General features: G+C 72.3%; 20 protein-coding genes. 12 read left to right on the top strand and 8 right to left on the bottom strand.

What is annotated here, in order from left to right:
• Positions 1–234: 234 nt before the first annotated feature.
• Positions 235–1,602, top strand: a complete 1,368-nt coding sequence (gene rimO / locus ACXJY8_RS07475) for a 30S ribosomal protein S12 methylthiotransferase RimO (protein WP_463778195.1) — start codon at positions 235–237, stop codon at positions 1,600–1,602.
• A 287-nt stretch (positions 1,603–1,889) separates the two neighbouring features.
• On the opposite strand, the gene pncA is transcribed toward rimO, so the two are convergent.
• The gene (gene pncA, locus ACXJY8_RS07480; RefSeq protein WP_463778197.1) at positions 1,890–2,522 is read right to left on the bottom strand and encodes a bifunctional nicotinamidase/pyrazinamidase; all 633 of its coding nucleotides are present in this window, start codon (positions 2,520–2,522) and stop codon (positions 1,890–1,892) included.
• A 44-nt stretch (positions 2,523–2,566) separates the two neighbouring features.
• The gene (locus tag ACXJY8_RS07485; protein ID WP_463778200.1) at positions 2,567–3,541 is read right to left on the bottom strand and encodes a quinone oxidoreductase family protein; all 975 of its coding nucleotides are present in this window, start codon (positions 3,539–3,541) and stop codon (positions 2,567–2,569) included.
• A gap of 382 nt (positions 3,542–3,923) precedes the next feature.
• Here ACXJY8_RS07485 and ACXJY8_RS07490 point away from each other — a divergent pair, with 382 nt between their 5' ends.
• Complete coding sequence (locus ACXJY8_RS07490; protein WP_463778203.1) at positions 3,924–4,136, top strand: hypothetical protein; 213 nt, start codon at positions 3,924–3,926, stop codon at positions 4,134–4,136.
• 56 nt (positions 4,137–4,192) lie between these two features.
• On the opposite strand, the gene ACXJY8_RS07495 is transcribed toward ACXJY8_RS07490, so the two are convergent.
• Positions 4,193–5,584 (bottom strand): GntP family permease, encoded by a 1,392-nt coding sequence (locus ACXJY8_RS07495; protein ID WP_463778207.1) that lies wholly within the window; start codon positions 5,582–5,584, stop codon positions 4,193–4,195.
• 186 nt (positions 5,585–5,770) lie between these two features.
• Between ACXJY8_RS07495 and ACXJY8_RS07500 the strand changes: the two genes are divergently transcribed.
• Positions 5,771–6,982: an FAD-dependent monooxygenase gene (locus ACXJY8_RS07500; protein WP_463778210.1), complete on the top strand. Its 1,212-nt coding sequence runs from the start codon at positions 5,771–5,773 to the stop codon at positions 6,980–6,982.
• Here ACXJY8_RS07500 and ACXJY8_RS07505 read toward each other — a convergent pair whose 3' ends face one another.
• A complete protein-coding gene (locus tag ACXJY8_RS07505; RefSeq protein ID WP_463778213.1) occupies positions 6,983–8,266 on the bottom strand; it encodes a patatin-like phospholipase family protein in 1,284 nt (427 codons plus the stop codon).
• Between the two features lie 205 nt (positions 8,267–8,471).
• Between ACXJY8_RS07505 and ACXJY8_RS07510 the strand changes: the two genes are divergently transcribed.
• The gene (locus ACXJY8_RS07510) at positions 8,472–9,524 is read left to right on the top strand and encodes an HpcH/HpaI aldolase/citrate lyase family protein (RefSeq protein ID WP_463778217.1); all 1,053 of its coding nucleotides are present in this window, start codon (positions 8,472–8,474) and stop codon (positions 9,522–9,524) included.
• A 107-nt stretch (positions 9,525–9,631) separates the two neighbouring features.
• Positions 9,632–9,958 (top strand): heat shock protein HspQ, encoded by a 327-nt coding sequence (gene hspQ / locus ACXJY8_RS07515; protein WP_463778219.1) that lies wholly within the window; start codon positions 9,632–9,634, stop codon positions 9,956–9,958.
• Positions 9,959–10,082: 124 nt separating this feature from the next.
• Here the strand turns inward: hspQ and ACXJY8_RS07520 are convergent, their stop codons facing one another.
• Positions 10,083–10,874 carry an invasion associated locus B family protein gene (locus ACXJY8_RS07520; RefSeq protein ID WP_463778223.1) on the bottom strand — a complete coding sequence of 264 codons (792 nt, stop codon included), beginning with the start codon at positions 10,872–10,874 and terminating at the stop codon, positions 10,083–10,085.
• A 540-nt stretch (positions 10,875–11,414) separates the two neighbouring features.
• Here ACXJY8_RS07520 and ACXJY8_RS07525 point away from each other — a divergent pair.
• Both ACXJY8_RS07525 and ACXJY8_RS07530 read left to right on the top strand, forming a co-directional pair.
• Positions 11,415–12,725 (top strand): AMP-binding protein, encoded by a 1,311-nt coding sequence (locus tag ACXJY8_RS07525; RefSeq protein ID WP_463778227.1) that lies wholly within the window; start codon positions 11,415–11,417, stop codon positions 12,723–12,725.
• A 306-nt stretch (positions 12,726–13,031) separates the two neighbouring features.
• Positions 13,032–13,376: a hypothetical protein gene (locus ACXJY8_RS07530; RefSeq protein WP_463780466.1), complete on the top strand. Its 345-nt coding sequence runs from the start codon at positions 13,032–13,034 to the stop codon at positions 13,374–13,376.
• Positions 13,377–13,511: 135 nt separating this feature from the next.
• On the opposite strand, the gene mfd is transcribed toward ACXJY8_RS07530, so the two are convergent.
• Positions 13,512–17,120, bottom strand: coding sequence for a transcription-repair coupling factor (gene mfd / locus ACXJY8_RS07535; protein ID WP_463778231.1), 3,609 nt, complete (start codon positions 17,118–17,120; stop codon positions 13,512–13,514).
• 1,109 nt (positions 17,121–18,229) lie between these two features.
• On the opposite strand from mfd, the gene ACXJY8_RS07540 reads away from it, so the two are divergent.
• The 4 genes from ACXJY8_RS07540 to ACXJY8_RS07555 all read left to right on the top strand — a co-directional run bounded on the left by ACXJY8_RS07540 (position 18,230) and on the right by ACXJY8_RS07555 (position 21,538).
• Positions 18,230–18,844 carry a TetR/AcrR family transcriptional regulator gene (locus ACXJY8_RS07540; RefSeq protein ID WP_463778234.1) on the top strand — a complete coding sequence of 205 codons (615 nt, stop codon included), beginning with the start codon at positions 18,230–18,232 and terminating at the stop codon, positions 18,842–18,844.
• Between the two features lie 124 nt (positions 18,845–18,968).
• Positions 18,969–19,211, top strand: coding sequence for a hypothetical protein (locus ACXJY8_RS07545; protein WP_463778236.1), 243 nt, complete (start codon positions 18,969–18,971; stop codon positions 19,209–19,211).
• Between the two features lie 107 nt (positions 19,212–19,318).
• The gene (locus tag ACXJY8_RS07550; RefSeq protein ID WP_463778239.1) at positions 19,319–20,002 is read left to right on the top strand and encodes a type 1 glutamine amidotransferase domain-containing protein; all 684 of its coding nucleotides are present in this window, start codon (positions 19,319–19,321) and stop codon (positions 20,000–20,002) included.
• 126 nt (positions 20,003–20,128) lie between these two features.
• Positions 20,129–21,538, top strand: a complete 1,410-nt coding sequence (locus ACXJY8_RS07555) for an amidase (RefSeq protein WP_463778241.1) — start codon at positions 20,129–20,131, stop codon at positions 21,536–21,538.
• A 122-nt stretch (positions 21,539–21,660) separates the two neighbouring features.
• Here ACXJY8_RS07555 and ACXJY8_RS07560 read toward each other — a convergent pair whose 3' ends face one another.
• Both ACXJY8_RS07560 and ACXJY8_RS07565 read right to left on the bottom strand, forming a co-directional pair.
• Positions 21,661–21,954, bottom strand: a complete 294-nt coding sequence (locus ACXJY8_RS07560; protein WP_463778243.1) for an FAD assembly factor SdhE — start codon at positions 21,952–21,954, stop codon at positions 21,661–21,663.
• Between the two features lie 100 nt (positions 21,955–22,054).
• Positions 22,055–22,318, bottom strand: coding sequence for a CCDC90 family protein (locus ACXJY8_RS07565; RefSeq protein WP_463778245.1), 264 nt, complete (start codon positions 22,316–22,318; stop codon positions 22,055–22,057).
• 214 nt (positions 22,319–22,532) lie between these two features.
• Here ACXJY8_RS07565 and recG point away from each other — a divergent pair, with 214 nt between their 5' ends.
• Positions 22,533–24,680: an ATP-dependent DNA helicase RecG gene (recG, locus tag ACXJY8_RS07570; protein ID WP_463778248.1), complete on the top strand. Its 2,148-nt coding sequence runs from the start codon at positions 22,533–22,535 to the stop codon at positions 24,678–24,680.
• Positions 24,681–24,802 lie beyond the last annotated feature (122 nt).

Here is a 24,802-nt window from a genome sequence, read left to right on the forward strand (position 1 = left end):
CGGAAGCCCGGGAGCCCGAGCGCCGGGGTCGAAGCATCCGTCGCGGCCTGCGATATCATGCACAGGTGGCATGCGCGACGGCGTGGCAAAAGCGCGATCCGCGCATGGCTCGGACCCGCCCGGCTCGCCTCGGCGGGCGAATCCCGTTATAGGGCTGTCAACCTCTTTGTCCCGCCCTCCCCCGATTCCACGGCCGGTCCGGTTCCCGCAGCCGCGCCGGCCCGACGAGCATCCATGACCGCATCCCCCCTGTCATCGCCCGCCGCCGAGGCGGCGCCCAAGGCCGCCGCCAACGGCGCTCCGAAGATCTCCTTCGTCTCCCTCGGCTGCCCGAAGGCGCTGGTGGATTCCGAGCGCATCCTCACGCACCTGCGCGCCGAGGGCTACGAGCTCGCCCGGCGGCATGACGGCGCGGACGTCGTCATCGTCAACACCTGCGGCTTCCTCGATTCGGCCAAGGCCGAGTCGCTCTCGGCCATCGGCGAGGCCATGGCGGAGAACGGCCGCGTCATCGTCACGGGCTGCATGGGCGCCCAGCCCGAGGAAATTCGCGAAAAGTATCCGAACCTGCTCGCGGTCACCGGGCCGCAGGCCTACGAATCGGTGGTGGCGGCGGTGCACGAGGCGGTGCCCCCGGCCCACGACCCGTTCCTCGACCTCGTGCCGCCGCAGGGGGTGAAGCTCACCCCGCGCCACTACGCCTACCTGAAGATTTCCGAGGGCTGCAACAACCGCTGCACCTTCTGCATCATCCCGTCCCTGCGCGGCGACCTCGTCAGCCGGCCGGCGGGCGACGTGCTGCGCGAGGCCGAGAAGCTGGTGAAGGCCGGCGTCAAGGAACTGCTGGTGGTCTCGCAGGACACGAGCGCCTACGGCGTCGACATCCGCTACGCCACGAGCCCCTGGCGCGACCGGGCGGTGCGGGCGAAGTTCTATGACCTCGCCGCCGAGCTCGGCGAGCTCGGGGCCTGGGTGCGGATGCACTACGTCTACCCCTACCCGCACGTGGACGAGGTCATCCCCCTGATGGCGGAGGGCAAGATCCTGCCCTACCTCGACATGCCGCTCCAGCACGCGAGCCCCTCGGTGCTCCGCCGCATGCGCCGGCCCGGCAACCAGGAGAAGCAGCTGGAGCGCATCCGGCGCTGGCGCGAGATCTGCCCGGACCTCGCCATCCGCTCGACCTTCATCGTCGGCTTCCCCGGCGAGACCGAGGCCGAGTTCGAGGAGCTGCTGAGCTGGATTCGCGAAGCCAGGCTCGAGCGCGTCGGCTGCTTCGAGTTCGAGCCGGTGGGCGGGGCGGTGGCCAACGGCCTCGGCGACCCGGTGCCCCCGGAGGTGAAGGCCGAGCGCAAGCGCCGGTTCATGGAGGCGCAGCAGGGCGTCTCCGCCCGCCTGCAGAAGGCCCGGATCGGCAAGCGCCTGCCCGTGATCATCGATGCGGCCGACGGCACCGTCGCCAAGGGTCGCTCGAAATACGACGCCCCCGAGATCGACGGGAACGTCCACGTCACGGCGCGCCGCCCCCTGCGGGCGGGCGACATCGTCACCGTGAAGATCGAGCGCGCGGATGCGTACGATCTCTATGGGAGCGCTGTGTAGACCGCGACGCGTCCCGCTCCCCAAGGGCGGGTCGATCGCCGATGGCGCTCCGTCCTTCCGGGGCGCCGAAGGCGAACCCGGACCCGAAGGAGCGCGCCAGCGGCGTGCAATCCAGAACCGCTGACGGCGTCAGGTCCTGCACCATCTGCGCGTCTGGATCTCGGGTTCCGCTGCGCGGCCCCGGGATGACGTGGGGCTGCGGGCGGGTTTCCGGAGAGCTTATCGGCATCGGCGATCATCCTGTCCCAAGGGAGAGGTCGGCGCTGCCGAGAGAAGACCTCGGAGGCCTACCCGCCTCCGATCGCCTCGCTCGTGATTTGCCCGACCCCGGCCGCCTGCATGTCGGCCCAGGCCCGCGCCAGCGAGCCGTCCAGGTCGATGCCCCGCACGGCGTCCGCGACCACCAGCGCCTCGAAGCCCGCCGCCCGCGCGTCGAGGGCGCTCCAGGCCACGCAGTAATCGGTGGCAAGGCCGCACAGGACCACCCGGGTGAAGCCGCGCTCGCGCAGGTAGCCGGCCAGCCCCGTGGGCGTGCGCCGGTCGGCCTCCAGGAAGGCCGAGTAGCTGTCGACGTGGCGGTGATGGCCCTTGCGGATCACCAGCTCGGCGCGGTCCGCCGCGAGGCCGGGGGCGAGGGCGGCCCCGGCGCTCCCCTGCACGCAATGCTCCGGCCACAGCACCTGCGGGCCGTAGGCCAACGGCACGGTGTCGAAGGGCGCCCGGCCGGGATGGCTCGTCGCGAAGGAGACGTGGCCCGGCGGATGCCAGTCCTGCGTCAGCACCGCGTGCGGGAACAGGCGCAGAAGGCGGTTGACCGGGGCGATCACGGCATCGCCGTCGGGCACCGCGAGCGCCCCGCCGGGCAGGAAGTCCGCCTGCACGTCGATGACGAGGAGGACGTCCCGCTCCCCCGGGATCACGGCATCCCCCGATCCCGGGAGCCCCCGATCCTGGGAGTCCCGGATCACGGGATCATCACCGTGGCGCCGGTGGTCTTGCGGGCGGCGAGGTCCCGGTGGACCTGCTGCACGTCGGCGAGCCTGGCCGTGTTGTGGACCGGGATCTTCACGGCGCCGCTCGCCACCACCGAGAACAGGTTCTTGGCCATGGCGTCGAGGGTCTCGCGCTTGCTCGCATGGGCGAAGAGCGAGGGGCGGGTGGCGTAGAGGGAGCCCTTCTGGCCCAGCAGCGCCAGGCTGAAATCGTCCACCGGGCCGGAGGCCGAGCCGAAGCTGACGAACATGCCGAGCGGGCTGATGCAGTCGAGGGAGGCCGGGAAGGTGTCCTTGCCGACGCCGTCATAGACCACCGGCACGCCCTTGCCCCCCGTGATTTCCTTGACGCGCGCCGCGAAATCCTCGTTCCGGTACAGGATGACGTGGTCGCAGCCGTTGGCGCGGGCGAGCTCCGCCTTCTCCTCCGAGCCCACCGTGCCGATCACCGTGGCGCCGAGGTGCTTGGCCCACTGGCAGGCGATGAGGCCGACGCCGCCGGCGGCGGCGTGGAACAGGATGGTGTCGCCCGGCTTCACCGCGTAGGTCCGGTGCAGCAGGTACTCGGCGGTGAGGCCCTTGAGCATCATCGCGGCGGCCGTCTTGTCGTCGACGCCGTCGGCGAGGTGCACGGCGGCGCTCGCCTCGATCACCACCTCCTCCGCATAGGTGCTGGCGGCCGAACCGTAGGCCACCCGCTCGCCGACCCGGAAGTCGGTGACGCCCTCGCCGAGCGCCACGATCACGCCGGCGCCCTCCTTGCCGGGGGTGAAGGGCAGCTGCGGCGCCTTGTAGGCGCCCGAGCGGAAGTAGATGTCGATGAAGTTGACCCCGATGGCGGTCTGGCGGACGTGGATCTGGCCGGGGCCCGGGGCCGGCAGCGTCACGTCCTCGTAGCGCATCACCTCGGGGCCGCCGTACTCGTGAACCTGGATCGCCTTCGGCATCGTCTCGCTCCTCGCTCTGGGTCGTCAGCCGGTTCGGGCTGGTCTTGAGATCTTGTCTTGAAGTTTGGGCCGATCGTCGCCGGGGTCGGCGCGGGGACGCCGTCCCCGACGGACAGCGACATAGTCGCGCCTGGCATTCCAGCAATGGCGCAGGCTCTCATCCCGCCGCCCTCCCGCCATGTGCGCCCGCGCACCGGACCCGGCGGCCACGGCCCTCCCCGCGCGATCCGATTGCATCGGCGGCGGGCGCGTGATTAACGCAGGTTAACCCCTGCGCCCGCGCCGCGTCCGGCGGGCGCGGGCGCATCGGGAGACGGCCGAACCGGGTCCGGCCGGTACGATCGGGAGGGCGGGTCGGCGGGTCGGCGGGATGGATGAGATCGTGTGGATACGTCCCGCCGGGTACGACCCCGCCGTCCAGCCGGGCACGATCCTGCGCCCGGATGCGGGGCTGCCGGAATTCCGCGTCCTGGCGCGCCGGCCCGTGGTGATGATGTTCCATGCCGGGCCGGCCTGGGACATCCGGCCCTTCACCGAGCTCACCCTGCGGCTCGTCGAGACGGAGGCGGCGCCGGGGCGGACCGGACCGGACTGATCCCTGCCGGGACGGGTGGTCTCTCAGGGCCGGCCGGTCTCGGGTGGTGCGCCGGCTCAGACGATGCCGGTGAGGTAGTAGACCCCGATCACCAGGAACACCGCCGCGGTCTTCAGGAGCGTGATGGCGAAGACGTCGGCATAGGCCTGCCGGTGGGTCAGGCCCGTCACCGACAGCAGGGTGATGACGGCGCCGTTATGCGGCAGGGTGTCCATGCCGCCGCTCGCCATGGCGGCGACCCGGTGCAGCACCTCCATGGGGATATTCGCGGCCTGCGCCGCCGCGATGAAGGTGGAGGACATGGCCGCGAGCGCGATGCTCATGCCGCCCGAGGCCGAGCCGGTGATGCCGGCGAGCGCGGTCACCGTCACGGCCTCGTTCACCAGCGGGTTGGGGATGGCCGAGAGGGCGTCGCGGATGACGAGGAAGCCCGGGAGGGCCGCGATGACCGCGCCGAAGCCGTATTCGGAGGCGGTGTTCATGGCGGCCAGCAGCGAGCCCGCCACCGCCGCGCGACTGCCCTCGGCGAAGCCCTGCGAGACCGGGCGCCAGGCGAAGACCAGCACGGTGAGGATGCCGGCGAGCAGGGCCAGCTCCACCGCCCAGATCGCGGTCACCGGGGAGACCGCGGTGACGATGGGCTTGTCGAGGCCGGCGAGCGCGGTCTCGGCCCTCGTGCCGTAGAGGCGTGGGATCGCGGCCGTGAAGGCGAGGTTCGACAGGCCCACCACGACCAGCGGCAGCAGGGCGATGGCCGGATGGGTGCGTGCGGCCTCGTCCATCACCTGCGGCTCGTTGCCGTGGCCGGTGCCGTAGCCCTCGCCCCGGCGCTTGGCCGAGGCGATGCGCCGGTCGAGATAGGCGACGCCGACCACGAGGATGAAGGCCGCGCCGATCAGCCCGAGCCAGGGGGCGGCCCAGGTGTTGGTGCCGAAGAAGGTGGTGGGGATGATGTTCTGGATCTGCGGCGTGCCGGGCAGCGCGTCCATCGTGTAGGAGAAGGCGCCGAGCGCGATGGTGCCGGGGATCAGGCGCTTGGGGATGTCGCTGAGGCGGAAGGCCTCCGCCGCGAAGGGATAGACCGCGAACACCACCACGAAGAGCGAGACGCCGCCGTAGGTGAGCAGGTTGCACACCAGCACGATGGAGAGCACGGCCCGCCGGGCGCCCACCAGGTCGATCACGGCGGTCACGATCGAGCGGGAGAAGCCCGACATCTCGATGACCTTGCCGAACACCGCCCCGAGCAGGAACACCGGGAAGTACAGCTTCACGAAGCCGACCATCTTCTCCATGAACAGGCCGGAGAAGACCGGCAGCACCGCGGCGGGATCGGTGAGCAGCACCGCCAGCAGGGCGGCCACCGGCGCGAACAGGATGACGCTGAAGCCGCGATAGGCGACGAGCATCAGGAAGCCGAGCGCCAGCAGCGCGATCAACAGGCTCATGGTCGGGTGGCCTCCGGGCAGCCGATGTCCACGGCCCTGGGCCGGATGCTACAAGCCCCGTCCCTGCGGCACCATTGCGGCCTTGACCGGCGGGGTGACAGGCCTCTGTAAGCGTCAGGGTCCAGGGGGCTGCGTCGGTCCGGACAACGCCGGCGGGCCCGATGCCGTGCAGGAGACCGCGAGCCCGTGGCGACACTTCCTCCGAAATCCGAATCCTTCGCGGTCGCCGTGGTCGGCGCCGGCGCCGCGGGCCTCAGCCTCGCCCTGGCGCTCGCCCGCGCGGGCGTCGCCACCGCCCTCGTCGGCCGGCACGCCCCCGTGGCCGACGGGCGCACGGTGGCGCTCCTCGACGGCTCGGTCCGCTTCCTCGATGCCCTCGGGGTCTGGGCCGCGATCGCGCCCCATGCGAGCCCGCTGGCCGAGCTCCATATCGTCGACGACACCGGCAGCCTGTTCCGCCCGCCCCCGTCCCGCTTCGTCGCCACCGAGATCGGCCTCGACGCCTTCGGCTGGAACGTCGAGAGCGCCCGCCTGGTCGAGGGCCTGCGCGCCGAGGCGAGGGCGGCCGCCAACCTGACCCTGGTCGAGGCGGATGCCGCGGGCTTCGCGGCCGGCGCCGACGCGGCCACGATCACGCTCGCCGACGGCGCCACCCTGTCGGCCCGCCTCGTCGCCGGGGCGGACGGCGCCCGCTCGCGGCTGCGCGAGGCCGCCGGGATCCGGCCGCGCACCTGGTCCTACCCGCAGAGCGCCCTCACCACGATCCTCGCCCATACCCGGCCGCACCGGGACGTCTCCACCGAGTTCCACACCCGGCAGGGGCCGTTCACCCTGGTGCCGCTGCCCGGCGGGCTCCGCTCCAGCCTGGTCTGGGTGATGGGCGAGGGCCCGGCCAAGCGTCTCTCCGCCCTCGACGACGATGCCCTCGCCCGGGCGGTCGAGCACCAGGCCCAGGCGATGCTGGGCCCGATGCGCATCGACGGCCCGCGCGGCCTCGTGCCGATGCGGGGCCTGTCCGTGCCGAGCCCGGTCGCGGCCCGCCTCGCCCTGGTCGGCGAGGCCGCCCACGTCTTCCCGCCCATCGGCGCGCAGGGCCTGAACCTCGGCCTGCGCGACGCGGCCTCGCTGCGCGACGCGGTGATGCGGGCGGTGGACGACGGACGCGACCCTGGCTCGCGCGCGGCCCTGGCCGGCTTCGCCCGCGGGCGCGACCTCGACGCGCGCTTGCGGTCGACCGCCGTCGACGCGCTCAACCGCAGCCTGCTCGCCGACCTCCTGCCGGTGGACGCCCTGCGCGGCCTCGGCCTCCTCGCCATGACGACGATCGGCCCCTTGCGCCGCATCGTCATGCGCGAGGGGGTGCTGCCCCGCCTCGGTGCCCCGAGCCTGATGCGCTGATCAGCGCCCGGCCATGCTCCGGACCGCCGGCGGGGCCTGGCCGTCCTGCGCGGCTCTCCGGTCCAGAGAGCCGGTGGCGATCTCCGCCGGGTCCGCCGGGCCGTCCTGAAAGGCGGTGCCGCCCCTGCCCAGGGCGACGCCGTGGTCGAACAGGGCCTTCATGTAGCCCTGGTCGAACGGCGCGGCGGAGGTCTTCCCGAAGCGCCCGTCGATCTGGGTGACCTGCAGGTCGAGGCCCGTGCGCCGGGCAAAGCCCTGGCTGAGAGCGAGCGCGGCCCGCGTCTGCGCCTTGATCGCCGCCGACATCGAACGTCCGAGCACGCTCAAGGTGGTGCGCGACGCCATCTGGAAGTCCGGTGCCAGGCTGTTGTTGACGACGAGATAGACCTGGCGCGTCGGCAGCGGCGCCGGGTTCGCCGCCAGGAGCATCGATTCCGGGGCGAGGTAATACGGCGCGGTCGTGCCGCCGTCGTCGTGCATCTCCTGGAAGCGCTTGCCGTCCCCCGCCACCGCGTCGATCATCACCGGCGGAAACACGCCGGGCACCGCCGAGGAGGCCAGGATCACCGAGCGGAACAGCGCCAGCGCCTTCGGGCCGCCGGTCTGCGCGATGGCGCCCATGTCCCACAGGACCGGCCGCTCGCCGTCCACCGCCGTGGTCGCCACCAGGAGCCGGCGGCCCTTGGCGTGCTCCGCGGCCACCGCCTTCAGCAGGGCCGGGGTCACCGCCCGGTCGATCCGGCGCTTGAGCGGCCAGGTGTCCGTGAGGGCTTCGTTCGTGCCCCCGAACTCGAACACGTCGGCGGCGGAGATCTCGGTGTAGTTCTGGCGCAGGGCGGCGTCGCCGGAGGCGCCGATGAAGGCGAAGGGCGCGATCATCGCGCCGGTGCTGACGCCGGTGATGACACCGAAATCCGGTCGGGTGCCGGCCTCGCTCCAGCCGTTGAGGAGACCGGCCGCGTAGGCGCCGTTCTCGCCGCCGCCGGAGAGCACGAGCCAGGGCCGGTCCGCGGCCGATGCTCCGTCGATGAGTGTGCGGAAGGCGGCGGCATCGTCGCCCGGGATGCGCAAGCCCGGGGCCAGCCCGTCGGGGCGTGCCGTCGCGGCCTCGGCGGCCGTGAAGGCGATGCGCCCGGCCTGCGTCTCGGCCGGGACCTGTTTCTCGGCCGGCGGCTTGGCGCGCTCGGCGGCGAAGGCGGTCTGCGGAAGGCCGAGGCCGATCAGGGCTGCCCCGAGCAGCGCCGGATGACGGAAGCCGGTCCGCCTCGTCGATGATCCGGACATGGGTCGTCCTTCGTATTCGGTGAGGTGCCCCCCTCGATCGTGAGAACGTGAGCCGGGGACCGGCGTTCCGCCGCCCGGCCCGCGGCGTCGGCATGGCAAACGGCTTGCGTGCGCCCGCGCACCTTTACGGCGGGGCCGGCCTTGCCCTAACCGCTGGTTCGGGACGCCGATCTCACAAAGAAATCTCCGGGAGCCAGAAACGCCCATGAAACTGCCACGCCGCTTCTTCCAGCCGCTCGCCACCGGCGCACCGGCTCCCTTCCGCGAGCTCCCCGTCAAGCTGGAGCGGATGATCCACTTCGTGCCGCCCCACAACGAGAAGGTCCGGGCCCGCGTGCCGGACCTCGCCGCCACCGTCGACGTGGTGCTCGGCAACCTCGAGGACGCGGTGCCGATCGACCAGAAGGAGGCCGCCCGCAAGGGCTTCGTCGCCATGGCCCGGGCCACCGACTTCGCCGCCTCCGGCACCGGCCTCTGGACCCGCATCAACGCCCTGAACTCGCCCTGGATTCTCGACGACCTGTTCGAGATCGTCTCCGAAGTCGGCGACAAGCTCGACGTCGTGATGGTGCCCAAGGTCGAGGGGCCGTGGGACATCCACTACGTCGACCAGCTGCTCGCCCAGCTCGAGGCCCGGCACGGCGTGCGCAAGCCGATCCTCGTCCACGCCATCCTCGAGACCGCCGAGGGCGTCGCCAACGTCGACGCCATCGCCTCCGCCTCGCCGCGCATGCACGGCATGAGCCTCGGCCCCGCCGATCTCGCGGCCTCCCGCGGCATGAAGACCACCCGGGTCGGCGGCGGCCACCCGGACTACCGGGTGATCGCCGACCCGACGAGCGACGGCGCCGCCCGCGCCTCGGCCCAGCAGGACCTCTGGCACTACACGATCGCGAAGATGGTCGACGCCTGCATGGCGAACGGCCTCAAGGCCTTCTACGGCCCCTTCGGCGACTTCTCCGACGGCGAGGCCTGCGAGGCCCAGTTCCGCAACGCCTTCCTGATGGGCTGCGCCGGGGCCTGGACCCTGCACCCGAACCAGGTCGCCATCGCCAAGCGCGTCTTCGCCCCCGATCCGGCGGAGGTCGCCTTCGCGGTGCGGATCGTCGAGGCGATGCCCGACGGCACCGGCGCGGTGATGCTCGACGGCAAGATGCAGGACGACGCCACCTGGAAGCAGGCCAAGGTCATCGTCGATCTCGCCAGGCTCGTCGCCGAGAAGGACCCGGAGCTGGCCAAGACCTACGGTCTCGCCTGAGCGTTTTTCCCGTCTCCTTCGTCATCGGCGGGGCGCCGCCGATGACAAGTGGGCCGGGGCCGCTTATTTTCTGTCGCATGACCGATACGATCACCGCTGAATTCGTGATGAGAACCGCCAAGTTCGGCCTCGGGGCCGTCGTGCGCCACCGCATCTATCCCTTCCGCGGGATCGTCTTCGACATCGACCCGGTGTTCGACAACACCGAGGAATGGTGGCTGGCGATCCCCGAGGAGGTCCGGCCGCGCAAGGACCAGCCGTTCTACCACCTGCTCGCCGAGAATGCGGAGAGCGAGTACGTGGCCTATGTCTCCGAGCAGAACCTCGTGCCCGACACCTCCGGCGAGGCCCTGCGCCACACCGGCATCGCCGAGGTGTTCGAGCGCGACGCCGACGGCAGCTACCGGATGCGCGGGGCCGCCCACGCCAATTGACGCTCCGGTGAGACCCGCCCCGGCAGTCGGGAGGGCCCCTGAAACGAAACGAGGCCGGGCATCGCGCCCGGCCTCGTTTCGTTTCAGGGGCCGGCCGCGCGAGCGGCCGGCCGGGTTCGCGGTCTCAGGGCTTCGGCGCGGCCGGCGCACCGGCGGCCGGCGCGGCGCCGGTGGCATTCTGCTGCTCGAGCTTCTTGCGCATGTCCTCGCTGCGCTTCTCGAGCTCGGCCTGGAGCTTCTTCTGCTGCTCCTCGAGCACCTTCGGGTCGATGGCCGCACCGTCGAAGGCCTTGCCGAAGCCGGCGATCGGCACCGCGAAGGTGACCTCGCGCTGGGTCTGGTTCTGGACGCTGACGTTCAGGGTGGTGCCCTTCTTCATCGCGGTGATCAGCTCGGGGCCGACATTGCCGGCCTCGGCGAAGCAGCCGTTGGGGAAGCAGACCGCGAACTTGCCGGCGGTGCCCTGCTGACCGTCGATGGTGAAGCGGATGCCCGGCTGCAGCAGCAGGCCGAGGGGCAGCAGGTAGCGGATGACCCGCACTTCCTGCTTCTGGGCGGCGTTCTTCATCTCGTAGACGGCCACCGCGAGGACGGGCTGGCCCTGATCGGAGACGAAGTCGCGGGTGGTGTAGCAGACGTCGGTGCCGCTGCCCTGGTCCTTGCCGCAGACCTTGGTCCATTCCGTCTGGGCCGGATCGGACTTCACGTTGACGATCTGCGGGCCCGTCTGGGCCGCACCGGTGGGTGCGGCGGCCGGGGGCGCCGTCGGCGCGGGGGCGGCCGGGGCCGGCGCGGCCTTGCCCTTGGGCGCCTGCGCGAGAGCCGGTCCGGCGACCCCCGCCGCGCCGGTGAGGCCGGCCAGGGCGAGGAACGCGGCGACGCGCAGCGGGCGCGCGGGACGGTTGGCGAAGAACATCAGCTCTGACCCCTTAAGATGACGGCGTAACGGATTCGGCTCGCGGGATGCGCCTTGAAACTGGGGCGCGGATTCGCATCGAACGGTTCGGACTTCAAGGGCGCTTCGGGGCTTGGGAGGCCCGTTCGGTACCGGTTCGGCGCATTCATCGCACCGGACCTGCCGGACAGGCCCCTTTCGACCGCCATCGCTTCGAAGCCGACATCGCCCCTGGGCCGGGATCATGACGGGGCCGGATCGCGGCGGCGCGGCGGACGAGTCCCTCCGCCACCGCGCGGCACCCCCCCGGACCGCGCCCTCGACGGCACGGTCCCGCCCCGACGACAGGGCGGCCTGCTTTCCCCCCGAATGCGGCGAAGACATGACACCGGCGTCATGAGCGGGGTCCGGCGGTTAAGCCGGGCTTAACCCTAAGCCTTCATGAACGGTGGGTCGCGGGAGTCAGCGCACGTGCCGGCGCAGCAAGCAGCCCATCTTCAAGCCGCCCACCTCCTGGACTCCGTCCGGGCAGGGATTCCACTGTCTCAGGCCAGTCTCCGCATGAATGGTGCTTCCGCGACGGGTCCCGGCCGTTCGGCCCAGGTCGGGTCCGGACCCGCGCCGGCGAGCGCCTCCGGCGAGGGCCCCGACAGCGCACGGGTTCCACCCCGGGCGCAGCGCCTCTGCACCCTGCTCGCGGGCACGGCGCATGCCCATCCGCGGCGCGTCGCCTTCGTCGACCCGCCGCACAAGCCGCTCTGGAGCGGGCGGGCCGCCATCACCTGGACCTACGCCTCGGCGGCCGAGATCGTGGCCCGCCTCGCCAACGGCCTGCGCAGCTGGCGCCTGGCCCCGGGCAGCCGCATCGGCATCGCCCTCCCGGGCAGCTCCGAGAGCTTCATCGCCTATCTGGCGGTGGAGGCCGCCGGCCATATCCCCTGCCTGCTGCCCCTCACCCTCGACGAGGAGGGCCTCCTCGCCGCCGTCCAGCACGCCGCGCTCCCGGCCGTCATCACCCAGACGCGGTTCGGCCCCCTCGCCCTCGCCGAGCGCCTGTGCCGGGTCGCGGTGCGCTATTTCGGCCTGCGCTACCTCGCCGCCTTCGGTCCGGACGTTCCGGACGGGGTGATCAGCCTCGACGCCATGGCCCTCGATCAGACGGGCGGCCCCTTCGCGGCCGGCCCCGGCGGATTCATCAGCTTCGCCGAGGGCGACCCCGCGCGTCCGGTCCATCGCAGCGGCGACGCGCTGCTGGCGGCCATCGCCGTCTACCTCGTCACCGCCCGGGTCCAGCCCGGCGACCGCATCCTCAGCCTGGTGCCGCAGAGCGACCTGCGCGGGCTCGTGACCGGGCTCGGCGCGGCCCTGGTGGCGGGAGCCGGGGTCGAGACGCTGCCGGTCTTCGAGGCCCGCAGCTTCGCCGCCGCCCTCGACCAGCCCCTGCCCACGCGCCTCGTGGTGCCCGCCCGCCTGGAGCGCAACCTCTCCGCCAGCCGCCTGCCGGAGAGCCTGCACGGCGTCGTGCTCGCGCATCGCGCCCCGGGGCAGCTCGGACCGCGCAGCCTGGCATCCTCGGAGCACCGCCCGGTCATCGACGTGATCGCCTTCGGCGAGACCGCGCTGCTGACCGGCGCCCGGGAGGCCAACGACGTCGCCCTGTCCCTGACCCATCCCGAGCGCGCGCACCTGTTCTCGACCCTGATGGCCCTGCGCCGGGACCCCGACGGCCGCCTCGCCTTCCGGGGACGCGCCTGCCACGCCGAGGCGCTGCAGCGCGACATCGCGATTCCCGAGACGGTCGATGCCTGGGCAGCCTCGCCCTTCGCCGCCGGCATCGCGGACGACCGCACCCTGGCCATCCGGCGCGCCTGAACGCCGGCCCGGCCGTCGTCGCGGCCGGGGGGCCGGTCGCTCCCCCGGCGTCCGGGCACGATCCCGCCGCCGCGGCGCACAGGCCGGGGTGAAACCCGGATTGTCGATTCGCCCGAGGGGTTTGCGCCCGGCCCGTCCGGTCTCCCCACGGCGGGATGATGCGCCGCATCGATCCGGTTCATCCTGCGCTCAGGGGGCCGGCGGCACGGTCACGTTAACAACGTGGCCGGCGAACCAACCGCCCACATGTGTGTTGTCACACGAGTCCCTTTCCAAGGGACGAAGGATGGGCTAGCACTGATGCTCATGGGTGCGCTGCAACAAGTTCTCGTTGTCGACGATGGCCACCGCGCCATCGATCATTCGCTGGCCGCCGAGCTCGCCGAGCTCGGTTATGCTAGCGTCACCGCCTCGCTCGAGGCGGCGCATGACGTGCTCGCGGTCATCGCGCGCCCGGCCGCGATCCTGCTCCAGGCCTCGTCCCGGAACGACCCGGCCTACGATCAGCTCTCCGAGCGCCTGCGCGAGCAGATGCGCCAGGCCGGCATCCCGGTGATCGTGGTGGACGAGGCGATGGGCCGCCGGTCCGGCACCTGCATCGACCTGCAGAGCCAGATCGGCCCCTACGTCCTCAACGAGCCCGACCTCTGACGCGCCGGTCGAAGAGACCGGACCAACCCTCTGCTTCGTTTGCGAAAAGGGCGTGCCGACGGCGCGCCCTTTTCGCGTTCTGCGGCCTCACGCCGCCTCCCTTTCCGGGCCTCACACCGCCGCCTCTTTGCCGGCTCACGCCGCTTTCTTGCGGCGGGCGATGGTGGACAGGCTGCGCAGGATCGTCGTGGTCACCTTGAGGCGCTCGGGGATGGTGTCGAGCTCGCGGATGAAGACGATGCTCATGTCCGGCCGCACCTTGGCGAAGGAGGCCTGCTCGGCGACGTAGGCCACCAGCCCCTGCGGGTTGGCGAAGGCCTTGTCGCGGAAATGCACGACGACGCCCTTCGGGCCGGCCTCGACCTTCTCCACGTTGGTGTCGCGGCACAGGATCTTGATGGTGACGATCTTGAGGAGCTGTTCCACCTCCGGCGGCAGCGGGCCGAAGCGGTCGATCAGCTCGGCGCCGAAGCTCTCCATCTCGGCGTCGTTCTCCAGGGTCGAGAGCCGGCGGTAGAGGCCGAGGCGGACGGTGAGGTCCTCGACGTAGTCCTCCGGGATCGTGACCGGCGCGCCAAGCGCGATGGTGGGCGACCAAGCCTCCTCCACCGGCTCGTCGATGCCGGCCTTCAGGGCCGTGACCGCGTCCTCCAGCATCTGCTGGTAGAGCTCGTAGCCGACCTCCTTGATGTGGCCGGACTGGGCGTCGCCCAGCAGATTGCCCGCGCCGCGGATGTCGAGGTCGTGGGAGGCGAGCTGGAAGCCGGCGCCGAGAGTGTCGAGGGTCTGGAGCACCTGCAGGCGCTTCTCGGCCTGGACCGTGAGGGTGCGGTTGGCCGGGGTGGTGAACAGCGCGTAGGCCCGGGCCTTGGCGCGCCCGACGCGGCCGCGCAGCTGGTAGAGCTGGGCGAGGCCGAACATGTCGGCCCGGTGCACGATCAGGGTGTTGGCCGTGGGGATGTCGAGGCCGGATTCGACGATGGTGGTCGAGAGCAGCACGTCGAACTTGCCCTCGTAGAAGGCCGTCATCACGTCTTCCAGCTGGCCCGCCGCCATCTGGCCGTGGGCCACCGCCACCTTGGTCTCGGGCATCTCCTGGTCGAGGAAGCGCTTGACCTCGGCAAGATCCTCGATGCGCGGCACCACGTAGAACGACTGGCCGCCGCGGTAGCGCTCGCGCAGCAGGGCCTCGCGGATCAGGAGCGGGTCGAAGGGCGTCACGAAGGTGCGCACGGCCAGGCGGTCCACCGGCGGCGTCGCGATGATCGAGAGCTCGCGCACCCCCGTCATGGCGAGCTGCAGGGTGCGGGGGATCGGCGTCGCCGAGAGGGTGAGCACGTGCACGTCGGCCTGGAGCGCCTTGAGGCGCTCCTTGTGGGCCACGCCGAAATGCTGCTCCTCGTCGACGATGATGAGGCCGAGATCCTTGAAGGCGACGTTCTTGGCCAGCAGGGCGTGGGTGCCGACCACGATGTCGACGGTGCCGGCGACGAGGCCGTCGCGCACCCGCTTCATCTCGGTGCTGGAGACGAAGCGCGACATCTGGGCGACCTCCACGGGCAGGCCCTTGAAGCGCTCCGCGAAGGTCCGGTAGTGCTGGCGCGCCAGGAGGGTGGTGGGCACCACCACCGCCACCTGCTTGCCGCCGAGCGCCCCCGCGAAGGCGGCGCGGAGCGCCACCTCGGTCTTGCCGAAGCCGACGTCGCCGCAGACGAGGCGGTCCATCGGGCGGCCCGCATTGAGGTCGGTGAGCACCGCGTCGATGGCGTTGGCCTGGTCCTCGGTCTCCTCGAAGGCGAAGCGGGCCGCGAACTCGTCGTAGAGTCCCTCGGGCGCGTGCAGGCGCGGGGCCTGGCGCACGAAGCGCTCGGCCGCGACCCGGATGAGCTGGCCGGCCATCTCCAGGATGCGCTTCTTCATCTTGGCCTTGCGGGCCTGCCAGGCGCCGCCGCCGAGACGGTCGAGGGCGATCTCGGCATCCTCCGAGCCGTAGCGCGTCAGGAGCTCGATGTTCTCCACCGGCAGCAGCAGCAGGCCGCCGGCATACTGGATCTCCAGGCAGTCGTGCGGCGCGCCCGCCGCCGTCACGGTCTTGAGGCCGACGAAGCGGCCGATGCCGTGGTCGGCATGGACCACGAGGTCGCCGGGCTGGAGGGCCTGCACCTCCAGGATGATGTCCTGCGGGCGCTTGGCCTTGCGCTTCTGGCGCACCAGCCGGTCGCCGAGGATGTCGCCCTCCGAGATCACCGCGAGCCGGTCGACGACGAAGCCGGAGTCCAGCCCCCAGACCGCCACGGCGACGTCGGTGCCGCGCTTGAGCGCGTTCACCGCCGCCAGGGTGTTGATGGCAACGGGCTTCTTCAGGCCGTGATCGGCCAGCACCGAGCAGAGCCGGTCGCGCGAGCCGTCGGACCAGGAACCCAGGATCACGTGGTGGCCGGAGCCCTGCAGGTCCTTCACGTGGGCCACCGCCGCGTCGAAGACGCTGGCGGCCTCGTCGGCGCGCTCGGCGGCGAAGCTGCGGCCCTGGCGGCCCTCGCAGTCGATGGTCGCCCGCTCCGGGCTCGTGAGCTCCGGGTTCTCGGGCATCGAGAACGGCGAGAGCCGGGCGACCGAGGCCGCCGCGACCCGGTCGCGCCACTCGTTGGGGGTGAGGTAGAGGGCGGAGGGCTTGAGCGGCTTGTAGGGCGCGACCCCGGGGGACGGCGCCTTCATGGCCTCGGCGCGGGCGTCGTAATAGTCGCGGATCAGGGTCAGGCGCTCGCCCGCCGCCTCGTCCACCTGGGCGTCGAACACCATCGGCACGCCGGCCACGTAGTCGAACAGCGTGTCGAGGTGGTCGTAGAACAGCGGCATCCAGTGCTCGAGGCCGGCATAGCGCCGTCCCTCGCTGATCGTCTCGTAGAGCCGGTCGTCGCGGTTGGCCGCGCCGAAGGCCGAGAGGTAGCCCTGGCGGAAGCGCCGGATCGTCTCGGTGGTGAGCTGGACCTCGCTCATCGGCACGAGGTCGAGGGAGCGCAGCTGCCCGACCGTGCGCTGGGTCTCGGGGTCGAAGGCGCGGATCGATTCCAGGGTGTCGCCGAAGAAGTCGAGGCGGATCGGGTTGGGCAGGCCCGGCGGCGACAGGTCGAGGATGCCGCCCCGCACCGCGTACTCGCCGGTATCCCGCACGGTGCCCGTGCGCAGGAACCCGTTGGCCTCGACCCAGGCCGTCACCGTGTCCATCGGCACCACGTTGCCGATGGCGGCCGAGAAGGTCTCGGTCGCGATCTTCTCTCGGGGAGGCACCCTCTGGATCAGAGCGTTGACGGTGGTGCAGAGGATGCGCGGCTGCTCCTCCGAGGAGCGCGAGCGGGCGAGCCGCGACAGGGCCGTCATGCGCTGGGCCGCGATGGCCCCGTTGGGCGAGACCCGGTCGTAGGGCTGGCAGTCCCAGGCCGGCACGCTCAGCACCTCGATCTCGGGGGCGACGAATTTCAGGGCGCCGACGAAGGCGGCCGAGCGCCCGGAATCGCGGGCGACATGCACCAGCACCGCCGGCCCCTCGACGTCGCGGCTCAGCGCCCGGGCGAGATCGGCCACGACCACCGCGTCGAACCCCTCCGGCACGTTGGCCAGCGTCGGGCTGTCGCCGCGCTTCAGCGCCTCCAGGGCCCGGGCGAGGGCGCCGGATTTCGGCAGGGCGAAGCGCGCCGTCTGGGGTTTCGCCGCGGGCGCGGGGGCTTTGGGTTGGGGTTTGGCCATCGGGTCGGGGTTTTGCACTCGTGCTGCGCCGGGTCGGACCCTGGCGGGTCCGTCCGGCTTCGTTCGTCTGAAGGACCGCCCCGGACGCGAACCGGGGGAAGCGATGCGCGGGACCGGACCGTATGTAACCGTGGGCCCGCGCCTGACCAGACCCGCGCGACGGCGTGCCGGCCCCCGCGCGACGGCGTACCGGCGTTACCGCACGCCGCCGCGTTGATCCAGCGCCGCGCGGGCCGCCCGAACCCTCTCCCCCCTGCGGGCGAGGGGGCGAACTCTCCGGACAGCGCACGCCCCTCTCCCGGTCGCTCCGCGACCACCCTTCCCCGCAGAGGGGGGAGGGTCGGCCTCGGTGCCGTCATCCCCCAAGCGGCTTCATCCCCCAAGCGGCTTCATCCCCACGCGGCTTCGCCCCCGCGCGCGGTTCCGCGCCGGGGGCATGGCCCAAATCGATGCGCGGACGGGGACGCGGGACGCCGCGGAACCCAGTGTTGCGCTTCAGTGATGTGCCGGTTCCCCGGCGTCCCTGGGCTCCGGCGTCGCCGCCGGGGCCGTTGGCGTCGCGGTGTCTCCGACGGGTCTCGCGCTGGCGCTAAGTTCGGCGGGTTCTGGGGAGACCCCGCACGCTTCGGAGCGAGCCTTCGTCGCACGCCGCCTCGTCATGGGCGGCGCCGCAGCTTCTTCCCGCTGACCCAGCGACGGGTCGGACGGCGGGGGCATTTCCTCCCCCGGCGCGCCGCCCTGTGCCGAGCCCGCGGTCATAGCGAGCCGTCGCCCGGGGCGGCAGCGACCGAAGCCACCGACGCGGGCACCGCCCCGCCGCCCATCAGCCCGCCCGGTCGGTCTCCGGTCGGGCTCCCGTTTCGTCCGGGCGGCAGGTCTGGGGACGATGGCACGCGATAGGAATATTGTCAAGGTTTTTCGACGGCGGACGGGCCGGCCGGTCCCATGGGCCCGGGCCCGCCGGGGTCTACGCCGCGCCGCGCCCTGGAGGCGACATGATCCGGCCCGTGCCGAGGGTTACGCGTCTCCATCCGGCGTTCGAAACATCCGCCGAGAAAAAATGCGAACGATCACTAGACGACCGGTCTAATCCGGTCTATCTCAGCCTCATGGCACGCCTCAGCGCACAGACCGACACCCGCCCCGACACCCGCCAGGGGATCCTCGACACCGCCTACGGCCTCGTCGGCGCGAAGGGGTTCTCCGGGGTCGGGCTCAACGAGATCCTGAGCTCGGCCGGCGTGCCCAAGGGTTCATTCTACCATTATTTCGGCTCCAAGGAGGCGTTCGGCGAAGCCCTCCTGGCGGATTACTTCGAGACCTACCTGGCCGATCTCGACGCGACGCTGGCCGAGCCGGGCCTGAGCCAGGCCGAGCGCCTGATGAACTACTGGCGCAAGTGGCAGGCGACGCAGGGGAGCATCGACGATCAGCGCAAGTGCCTGGCGGTGAAGCTCGCGGCGGAGGTCTCGGACCTGTCCGAGGCGATGCGCCTCGCCCTCAAGGCCGGCACCGCCGGAATCATCGAGCGCCTGGCGCGGGCGATCGCGGCGGGCGTGGCCGAGGGCTCGCTCACGATCGGGAGCGCGCCGGAGACGACGGCCGAGGATCTCTACCACGTCTGGCTCGGCGCGAGCCTGATGGCCAAGATCGTCCGGACCGACGCACCGTTCGAGGCCGCCATCGGCACGACCCGGCGCATCCTCGGCCTCCCTGCTTCCTGATCCACCCCGTTCCGGGCCGGCCCGTCGGTATGCCGTGCCCGGATCAAAGACGACCGGTCTACTTTTTGACAGGTGCTCACTCTCCCCGGGCCGGCGGGGACCAGAACCCAGACGGAGACAGTCCATGGTCCACCCCACCCTGTTCCACCCCGCGAGGCCGGCCCTCGCCGCGCCCCTCGCCGCCGGGCTGATCACGCTCCTGAGCGCGCCGGACGCCGCGGCGCAGGAGCGGATCACCCTGGAGGCCATCGGCGCGGTCCGCATGGTCCGGTTCGAGGAGGTCCGCGCCACTGGGCCCGGGCTCCGACCCGCGCAGGCGGCACCCGCCCGCGACCCGGCCGCGGGACGCACCGCGAAGGCGCGCTAGCGCCGTTCCCCGCCGCGACCCGGCGCCGTCCGCGGCCCCGGCGAACGGCCCGAAATCCAACACCCGAAACATCCCCCTCACGCCTACGACAGACCCGGAGACCGACGATGAAGATCCTGATGGTGCTGACCTCGCATGACCGCCTCGGCGACACCGGCCGGAAGACCGGCTTCTGGCTGGAGGAGCTCGCGGCCCCCTACTACGTGTTCAGGGATGCGGGGGCCGAGGTGGTCCTGGTGTCGCCGAAGGGCGGCCGCCCGCCGCTCGATCCGAAGAGCGCCGAGCCGGACTTCCAGACCGATGCGACGCGCCGCTTCGAGGCCGACGCGGCGGCCATGGCGGCGCTGGCCGAGACGGGCCGGCTCGATGCCGTCGACCCTGCGGGCTTCGACGCCGTCTTCTATCCCGGCGGGCACGGCCCGCTCTGGGATCTCGCCGAGGACCCGGCCTCGATCCGGCTGATCGAGACGACGCTCGCTGCCGGCAAGCCCGTGGCCCTGGTCTGCCATGCCCCCGGCGTCCTGCGCCGGGCCAGGGCGGCCGACGGGACGCCCCTCGTCGCGGGCCGCCCCGTCACCGGCTTCACCAACACCGAGGAGGCGGCCGTCGGCCTCACCGAGGTGGTCCCGTTCCTGGTCGAGGACGCGCTCAAGCGCAACGGAGGCCTCTACGCCCAGGGGGCCGACTGGGCGCCGTTCGTGGTCGCCGACGGCCTCCTCATTACGGGCCAGAACCCGGCCTCCTCCGGCCCCGCCGCCGAGCGTCTCCTCGCCCAGCTGGCGAACCGCTGAGGAAGCGGGCGCCCGCACGGGCGCCCCCTGCCTTTCGCCCCCTCTACCCTCCGCCCGATCCGTGATCCGCCCGGCCGAGCCGGGGCGATCCGCCCGCATCCGCCCAACCCCGCAGGAACCCGGCCCATGACCACCGATATCGTCTTCTCGGACGCGACCCGGCTCGCCGAACTGATCCGCAGCCGCCAGCTCTCGCCGGTCGAGGTCGTGCAGGCGCATCTCGACCGGATCGCGGCGGTCGACCCCCGCGTCAACGCCATCGTCACCGTCGCGGAGGGGGCGCTCGCGGCCGCGCGGCAGGCCGAGGCGGCGGTCATGGCGGGCGGGGAGCTCGGACCGCTGCACGGCGTGCCGTTCACCGTGAAGGATTCCATCGACACGGCCGGCGTCCTCACCCAGCGCGGCTCGCCGATCTTCCGGGGACGCCGGCCCGACGCCGACGCGACCAGCGTCGCCCGCATGAAGCGGGCCGGCGGCATCCTGCTCGCCAAGACCAACCTGCCGGAATTCTCCTACTGGATCGAGAGCGACAACCTGCTCTCGGGCCGCTCGAACAACCCCTGGAACCTCGACCGCACGCCGGGCGGCTCGAGCGGCGGCGAATCGGCGGCGATCGCCGCGGGCCTGTCGCCGCTGGGCCTCGGCACCGACCTCGCCATCTCGGTGCGCGGGCCGGCCGCGCAGACCGGCATCGTCTCGCTGAAGGCCACCCACGGGCGCGTGCCGATGACGGGGATCTGGCCGCGGGCCCCGCGCCGCTTCTGGCACGTCGGACCGATGGCGCGCTCGATCCGCGACCTCGCGCTGGCCTTCGCGCAGCTCGCCGGCCCGGACGGGCAGGACGCCTTCGCGTCGAGCACCGTCCCGTTCGACGCCGGCCTCGGCGCCGCGCCGGACCGTAAGCTCCGCGTCGGCTGGATGGTCGGGCCCGGCTTCGGACCCATCGACACGCAGGTCGCCGCGACCGTGAAGGCGGCGGCCGAGGCCCTCGCGGGCGAGGGGCACCACGTGGAGGAGGTGCGCATCCCGGCGCTGGAGCGCGACTTCGCCCTCGACGTCTTCAACACGCTCCACGTGATGGAGATGAAGCCGGCCTTCCGGGAGGCGGTCGCGGGCCGGCCCGAGGACGAGATCTACCGGATGGCCCGGACCATGCTGTCGCTGCCCGACACGTCGATGGAGGATTACGTCGCGGCCGAGCAGGCGGCCGAGCGGCTCCGGGACGGCTATGCCGCCTATTTCCGGGACTACGACGTGCTCCTCACCCCGGTGCTGCCGGTCCCGGCGCACGAGCACGGCATCCGGGAACTCGTGGTCAACGGCGAGACCGTCGACCTGACCTACCTGCAGGGCGCGACGGTGCCGTTGAACGTGACGGGCCTGCCGGGGCTGTCGATGCGCTTCGGGACGAGCCGCGAGGGCCTGCCGATCAACGTGCAGCTGGTGGGCAGCTGGCAGGCGGAGAGCACGATCCTGCACGCCGCCGCGGTGCTGGAGGGCGTGAGCCCGGTCCGGGGCCTGCACCCGAGCCTCTGACGGCGCGGGGTCCCCGGCCCACCGGCGGGCATCGCGGGACCGAGACCGAGACCGAGACGGGGGCGGCCGACCCCCGCTTCCCGTGCCCGGCCGGACCGGCCGGACGCCCCTGTCGGATCGCCCTAGTGGATCGGCGCGTCGTGCTTGTGGAAGGCCTTGAGGCGGCGATAGACCGGCGTGTCGTAGTTCTCGGGCGTCGGATCCTCGCCGGTGAGCCAGCGGAACAGGTCGCGGTCGGGCACCTCGATCAGCGCCTCGAAGGTGGTCAGCTCCTCCTCCGTGAGGGTGCCGATCTCGGCATCGGCGAAGCGGCCCATGATCAGGTCCATCTCGCGGATGCCGCGGTGCCAGGCCCGGAAGAGGGTGCGGCGGCGGCGCGGATCGAGGTCGGCGCTGGTGCGGGTGGTGCCGGACATGGGGTCAGCCTATGATGCTGTGATCCCGGGATGCCGTGATCCAAGGATCAAAGGATTTGGGATTAAGGGATTCGGGGTCGGAGGATCGGGCGCCCTGCCCTCAGCGCAGGCCCTTCGTCAACGTGATGATGGCGCCCACCACCACGATGGTCTGAAACCCGATCGCGGACAGGACCCATTTCAGGATATCGTACTTCGCATCCGAGAGTTCCGCCTTGAGGTGGGCCGTCGTCACGAGCGCGGACAGGTCGCCGTCCCGGACCTCGCGGATCACGCCCGTGACGGCTTCGGCCTGATCCTCGGAGAAGCCGGCGGCTTTCAAGCGGCGGGCGATGGCGAGCGTGTCGAGCGTGGCTGTCGTCATGGCGCGGGCGTCCGGCTCTCCTGCCTGCTCCGAGGCGGATGATCATCGCATATGGCCGGTGACGGAGCCATTGCAACGATCGCGTGAGCCGGGAGCGGCAATGCGGGCGTTGCTCCGGCCACGTTCCGCATTCTATGGCGGGAGGCATGTCCACCGTCCCGGTTCACAGATCTGGTCTGGTCCGCCCTGCTGCGCGCGGCGCCGGAGCGGCCGCATGACCGAGCCCGCGTCCCGCCCGCCCCTGCTCCGCCCGAGCGTCCTCGATGCCCTGTTCGCGCCCGCGCGGGGCCTGCCCGGCATCGGGCCGAAGATGGCGCCGATGATCGAGCGGCTGCTCGGCACCCCCGAGCAGCCGGCCCGGATCGTCGACCTCCTGTTCCACCTGCCCCAGGGCGGCGTCGCCCGGCGCCTGATGGGCTCCATCGCCGAGGCCCCTCCGGGCGAGCCCGTGACCCTGGGCGTCACCGTGACGGGCTACCGGGCGCCCCAGCCCGGGGCGGGCCGGCGGCCCTTCCGGGTGCTGGTGGAGGACCCCACCGGCGACATCACCCTGGTGTTCTTCGGCATGCCCCAGGCCCGGGTCGAGAAGATGCTGCCGCTGGGCAGCCACCGCTACATCACCGGGCGCATCGACCTCTGGGACGGGCACCGCCAGATGGTGCATCCCGCCCGCGTCGTCGACGAGGCGGGGCTGGCCGCCCTGCCCGCCGTCGAGCCGATCTACGGCGCCACCGAGGGCCTGACCTCGCGGGCGATCTCCAAGCTGGCGCACAGCGCCCTGGAGCGCCTGCCGGTGCTGCCCGAATGGCAGGACCCGGCCTGGCTCGCCCGCGAGGGGCTGCCGGCCTTCGCCGACGCCCTCCGGGCCGAGCACCGGCCCGAGCGCGCGCCGCCTCCCCTCCCCGAGGGGGCGGCCGCGCCGCCGCGCTCCCCGGCCCGGCGGCGCCTGGCCTATGACGAGCTCCTGGCCTCGCAGCTGGCGCTCGCCCTGATGCGGGCCCGCAACCGCCGGGCCCCCGGGCGCGCCAATGCGGGGGACGGGACCCTGAGCCGAAGGATCGAGGCCGCCCTGCCCTTCGCGCTCACCGGCGCGCAGAGCCGCGCCGTGGCGGAGATCCGGGGCGACCTCGCCTCCGACCGGCGCATGCTGCGCCTGCTCCAGGGCGATGTCGGCTCCGGCAAGACCGCGGTGGCGCTGCTCGCCATGGCCTCGGCCGTGGAGGTCGGGCGCCAGGCGGCCCTGATGGCCCCCACCGAGATCCTGGCGCGCCAGCATTTCGAGCGCCTCGCGCCCCTCGCGCAGGGACTGCGCCTGCGCCTGCTCACCGGGCGCGACAGGGCCTCCGAGCGCCGGGCCACCCTGGCGGCCCTGGCCGCCGGGGAGGTCGACATCGTGGTCGGCACCCACGCGCTGTTCCAGGACAGCGTGGTCTTTTCCGATCTCGGCGTGGCGGTGGTGGACGAGCAGCACCGCTTCGGCGTGCACCAGCGCCTGGCGCTGGGGGCCAAGGGCGCGGCCGTCGACATCCTGGTGATGACGGCGACCCCGATCCCCCGCACCCTGGCGCTGACCTGCTTCGGCGACATGGACGTCTCGGTGCTCGACGAGAAGCCGGCCGGGCGCCGGCCGATCGCCACCCGCCTCGTCTCCACCGACCGCCTCGACGAGGTGGTGGCGGGCCTCGGGCGGGCGCTGGCCGCCGGCGACCGGGTCTACTGGATCTGCCCCCTGGTGGCGGAATCCGAGTTCGTCGACCTCGCCGCGGCCGAGGAGCGGTTCGGGGACCTGCGCCACAGCTTCGGCGACGCGGTCGGCCTCATCCACGGCAAGATGCCGGGGGCCGACAAGGACGCCGCCATGGAGCGCTTCCAGCGCGGCGAGACGAAGATCCTGGTCTCGACGACCGTGGTGGAGGTCGGCGTCGACGTGCCGGAGGCCACCATCATGGTCATCGAGCATGCCGAGCGCTTCGGGCTGGCCCAGCTCCACCAGCTCCGCGGCCGGGTCGGGCGCGGCGCCAAGGCCTCGAGCTGCCTCCTGCTCTATCGCGGGCCGCTGGGCCAGGTCTCGCGGGCCCGCCTCGAGATGATGCGCGAGACCGAGGACGGCTTCCGCATCGCCGAAGAGGATTTGCGCCTGCGCGGCGAGGGCGAGGTGCTGGGCACCCGGCAATCGGGGATGGCCGCCTTCCGCCTCGCCAGCCTGGAGAGCGACGCCGAGCTGCTGCAGGTGGCCCGCGACGACGCGCAGCTCGTGGTCCAGCGCGATCCCGGCCTGCGGAGCGCGCGGGGCCAGGCCCTCCGGGTGCTGCTCTACCTGTTCGAGCGCGAGGCCGCGATCCGGCTGCTCGGGGCCGGCTGAGCGGACCCCTCCGATCCTTCCGATCCTTCCGATCCCTCCGAGCCTTCGGGGACGACGGGTCCGGAAGCGATTTCCTGAGACGGCTCATGAACTTGGCGTCAATCTCTCCGGTTGCAGGGTCC

This window comes from Methylobacterium sp. TK31, from assembly GCF_055361545.1.

Bases quoted from the DNA above. Each gene is read 5' to 3' on its own strand.
- ACXJY8_RS07485 (WP_463778200.1), bottom strand. From the start codon at position 3,541: ATGCCGAAGGCGATCCAGGTTCACGAGTACGGCGGCCCCGAGGTGATG.
- ACXJY8_RS07520 (WP_463778223.1), bottom strand. From the start codon at position 10,874: ATGTTCTTCGCCAACCGTCCCGCGCGCCCGCTGCGCGTCGCCGCGTTC.
- ACXJY8_RS07560 (WP_463778243.1), bottom strand. From the start codon at position 21,954: ATGTCCGGCACCACCCGCACCAGCGCCGACCTCGATCCGCGCCGCCGC.
- ACXJY8_RS07510 (WP_463778217.1), top strand. From the start codon at position 8,472: ATGAAACTGCCACGCCGCTTCTTCCAGCCGCTCGCCACCGGCGCACCG.
- ACXJY8_RS07530 (WP_463780466.1), top strand. From the start codon at position 13,032: ATGGGTGCGCTGCAACAAGTTCTCGTTGTCGACGATGGCCACCGCGCC.
- ACXJY8_RS07545 (WP_463778236.1), top strand. From the start codon at position 18,969: ATGGTCCACCCCACCCTGTTCCACCCCGCGAGGCCGGCCCTCGCCGCG.
- ACXJY8_RS07565 (WP_463778245.1), bottom strand. From the start codon at position 22,318: ATGACGACAGCCACGCTCGACACGCTCGCCATCGCCCGCCGCTTGAAA.
- rimO (WP_463778195.1), top strand. From the start codon at position 235: ATGACCGCATCCCCCCTGTCATCGCCCGCCGCCGAGGCGGCGCCCAAG.
- ACXJY8_RS07495 (WP_463778207.1), bottom strand. From the start codon at position 5,584: ATGAGCCTGTTGATCGCGCTGCTGGCGCTCGGCTTCCTGATGCTCGTC.
- ACXJY8_RS07540 (WP_463778234.1), top strand. From the start codon at position 18,230: ATGGCACGCCTCAGCGCACAGACCGACACCCGCCCCGACACCCGCCAG.
- ACXJY8_RS07550 (WP_463778239.1), top strand. From the start codon at position 19,319: ATGAAGATCCTGATGGTGCTGACCTCGCATGACCGCCTCGGCGACACC.
- ACXJY8_RS07525 (WP_463778227.1), top strand. From the start codon at position 11,415: ATGAATGGTGCTTCCGCGACGGGTCCCGGCCGTTCGGCCCAGGTCGGG.
- ACXJY8_RS07555 (WP_463778241.1), top strand. From the start codon at position 20,129: ATGACCACCGATATCGTCTTCTCGGACGCGACCCGGCTCGCCGAACTG.
- recG (WP_463778248.1), top strand. From the start codon at position 22,533: ATGACCGAGCCCGCGTCCCGCCCGCCCCTGCTCCGCCCGAGCGTCCTC.
- ACXJY8_RS07505 (WP_463778213.1), bottom strand. From the start codon at position 8,266: ATGTCCGGATCATCGACGAGGCGGACCGGCTTCCGTCATCCGGCGCTG.
- hspQ (WP_463778219.1), top strand. From the start codon at position 9,632: ATGAGAACCGCCAAGTTCGGCCTCGGGGCCGTCGTGCGCCACCGCATC.
- mfd (WP_463778231.1), bottom strand. From the start codon at position 17,120: ATGGCCAAACCCCAACCCAAAGCCCCCGCGCCCGCGGCGAAACCCCAG.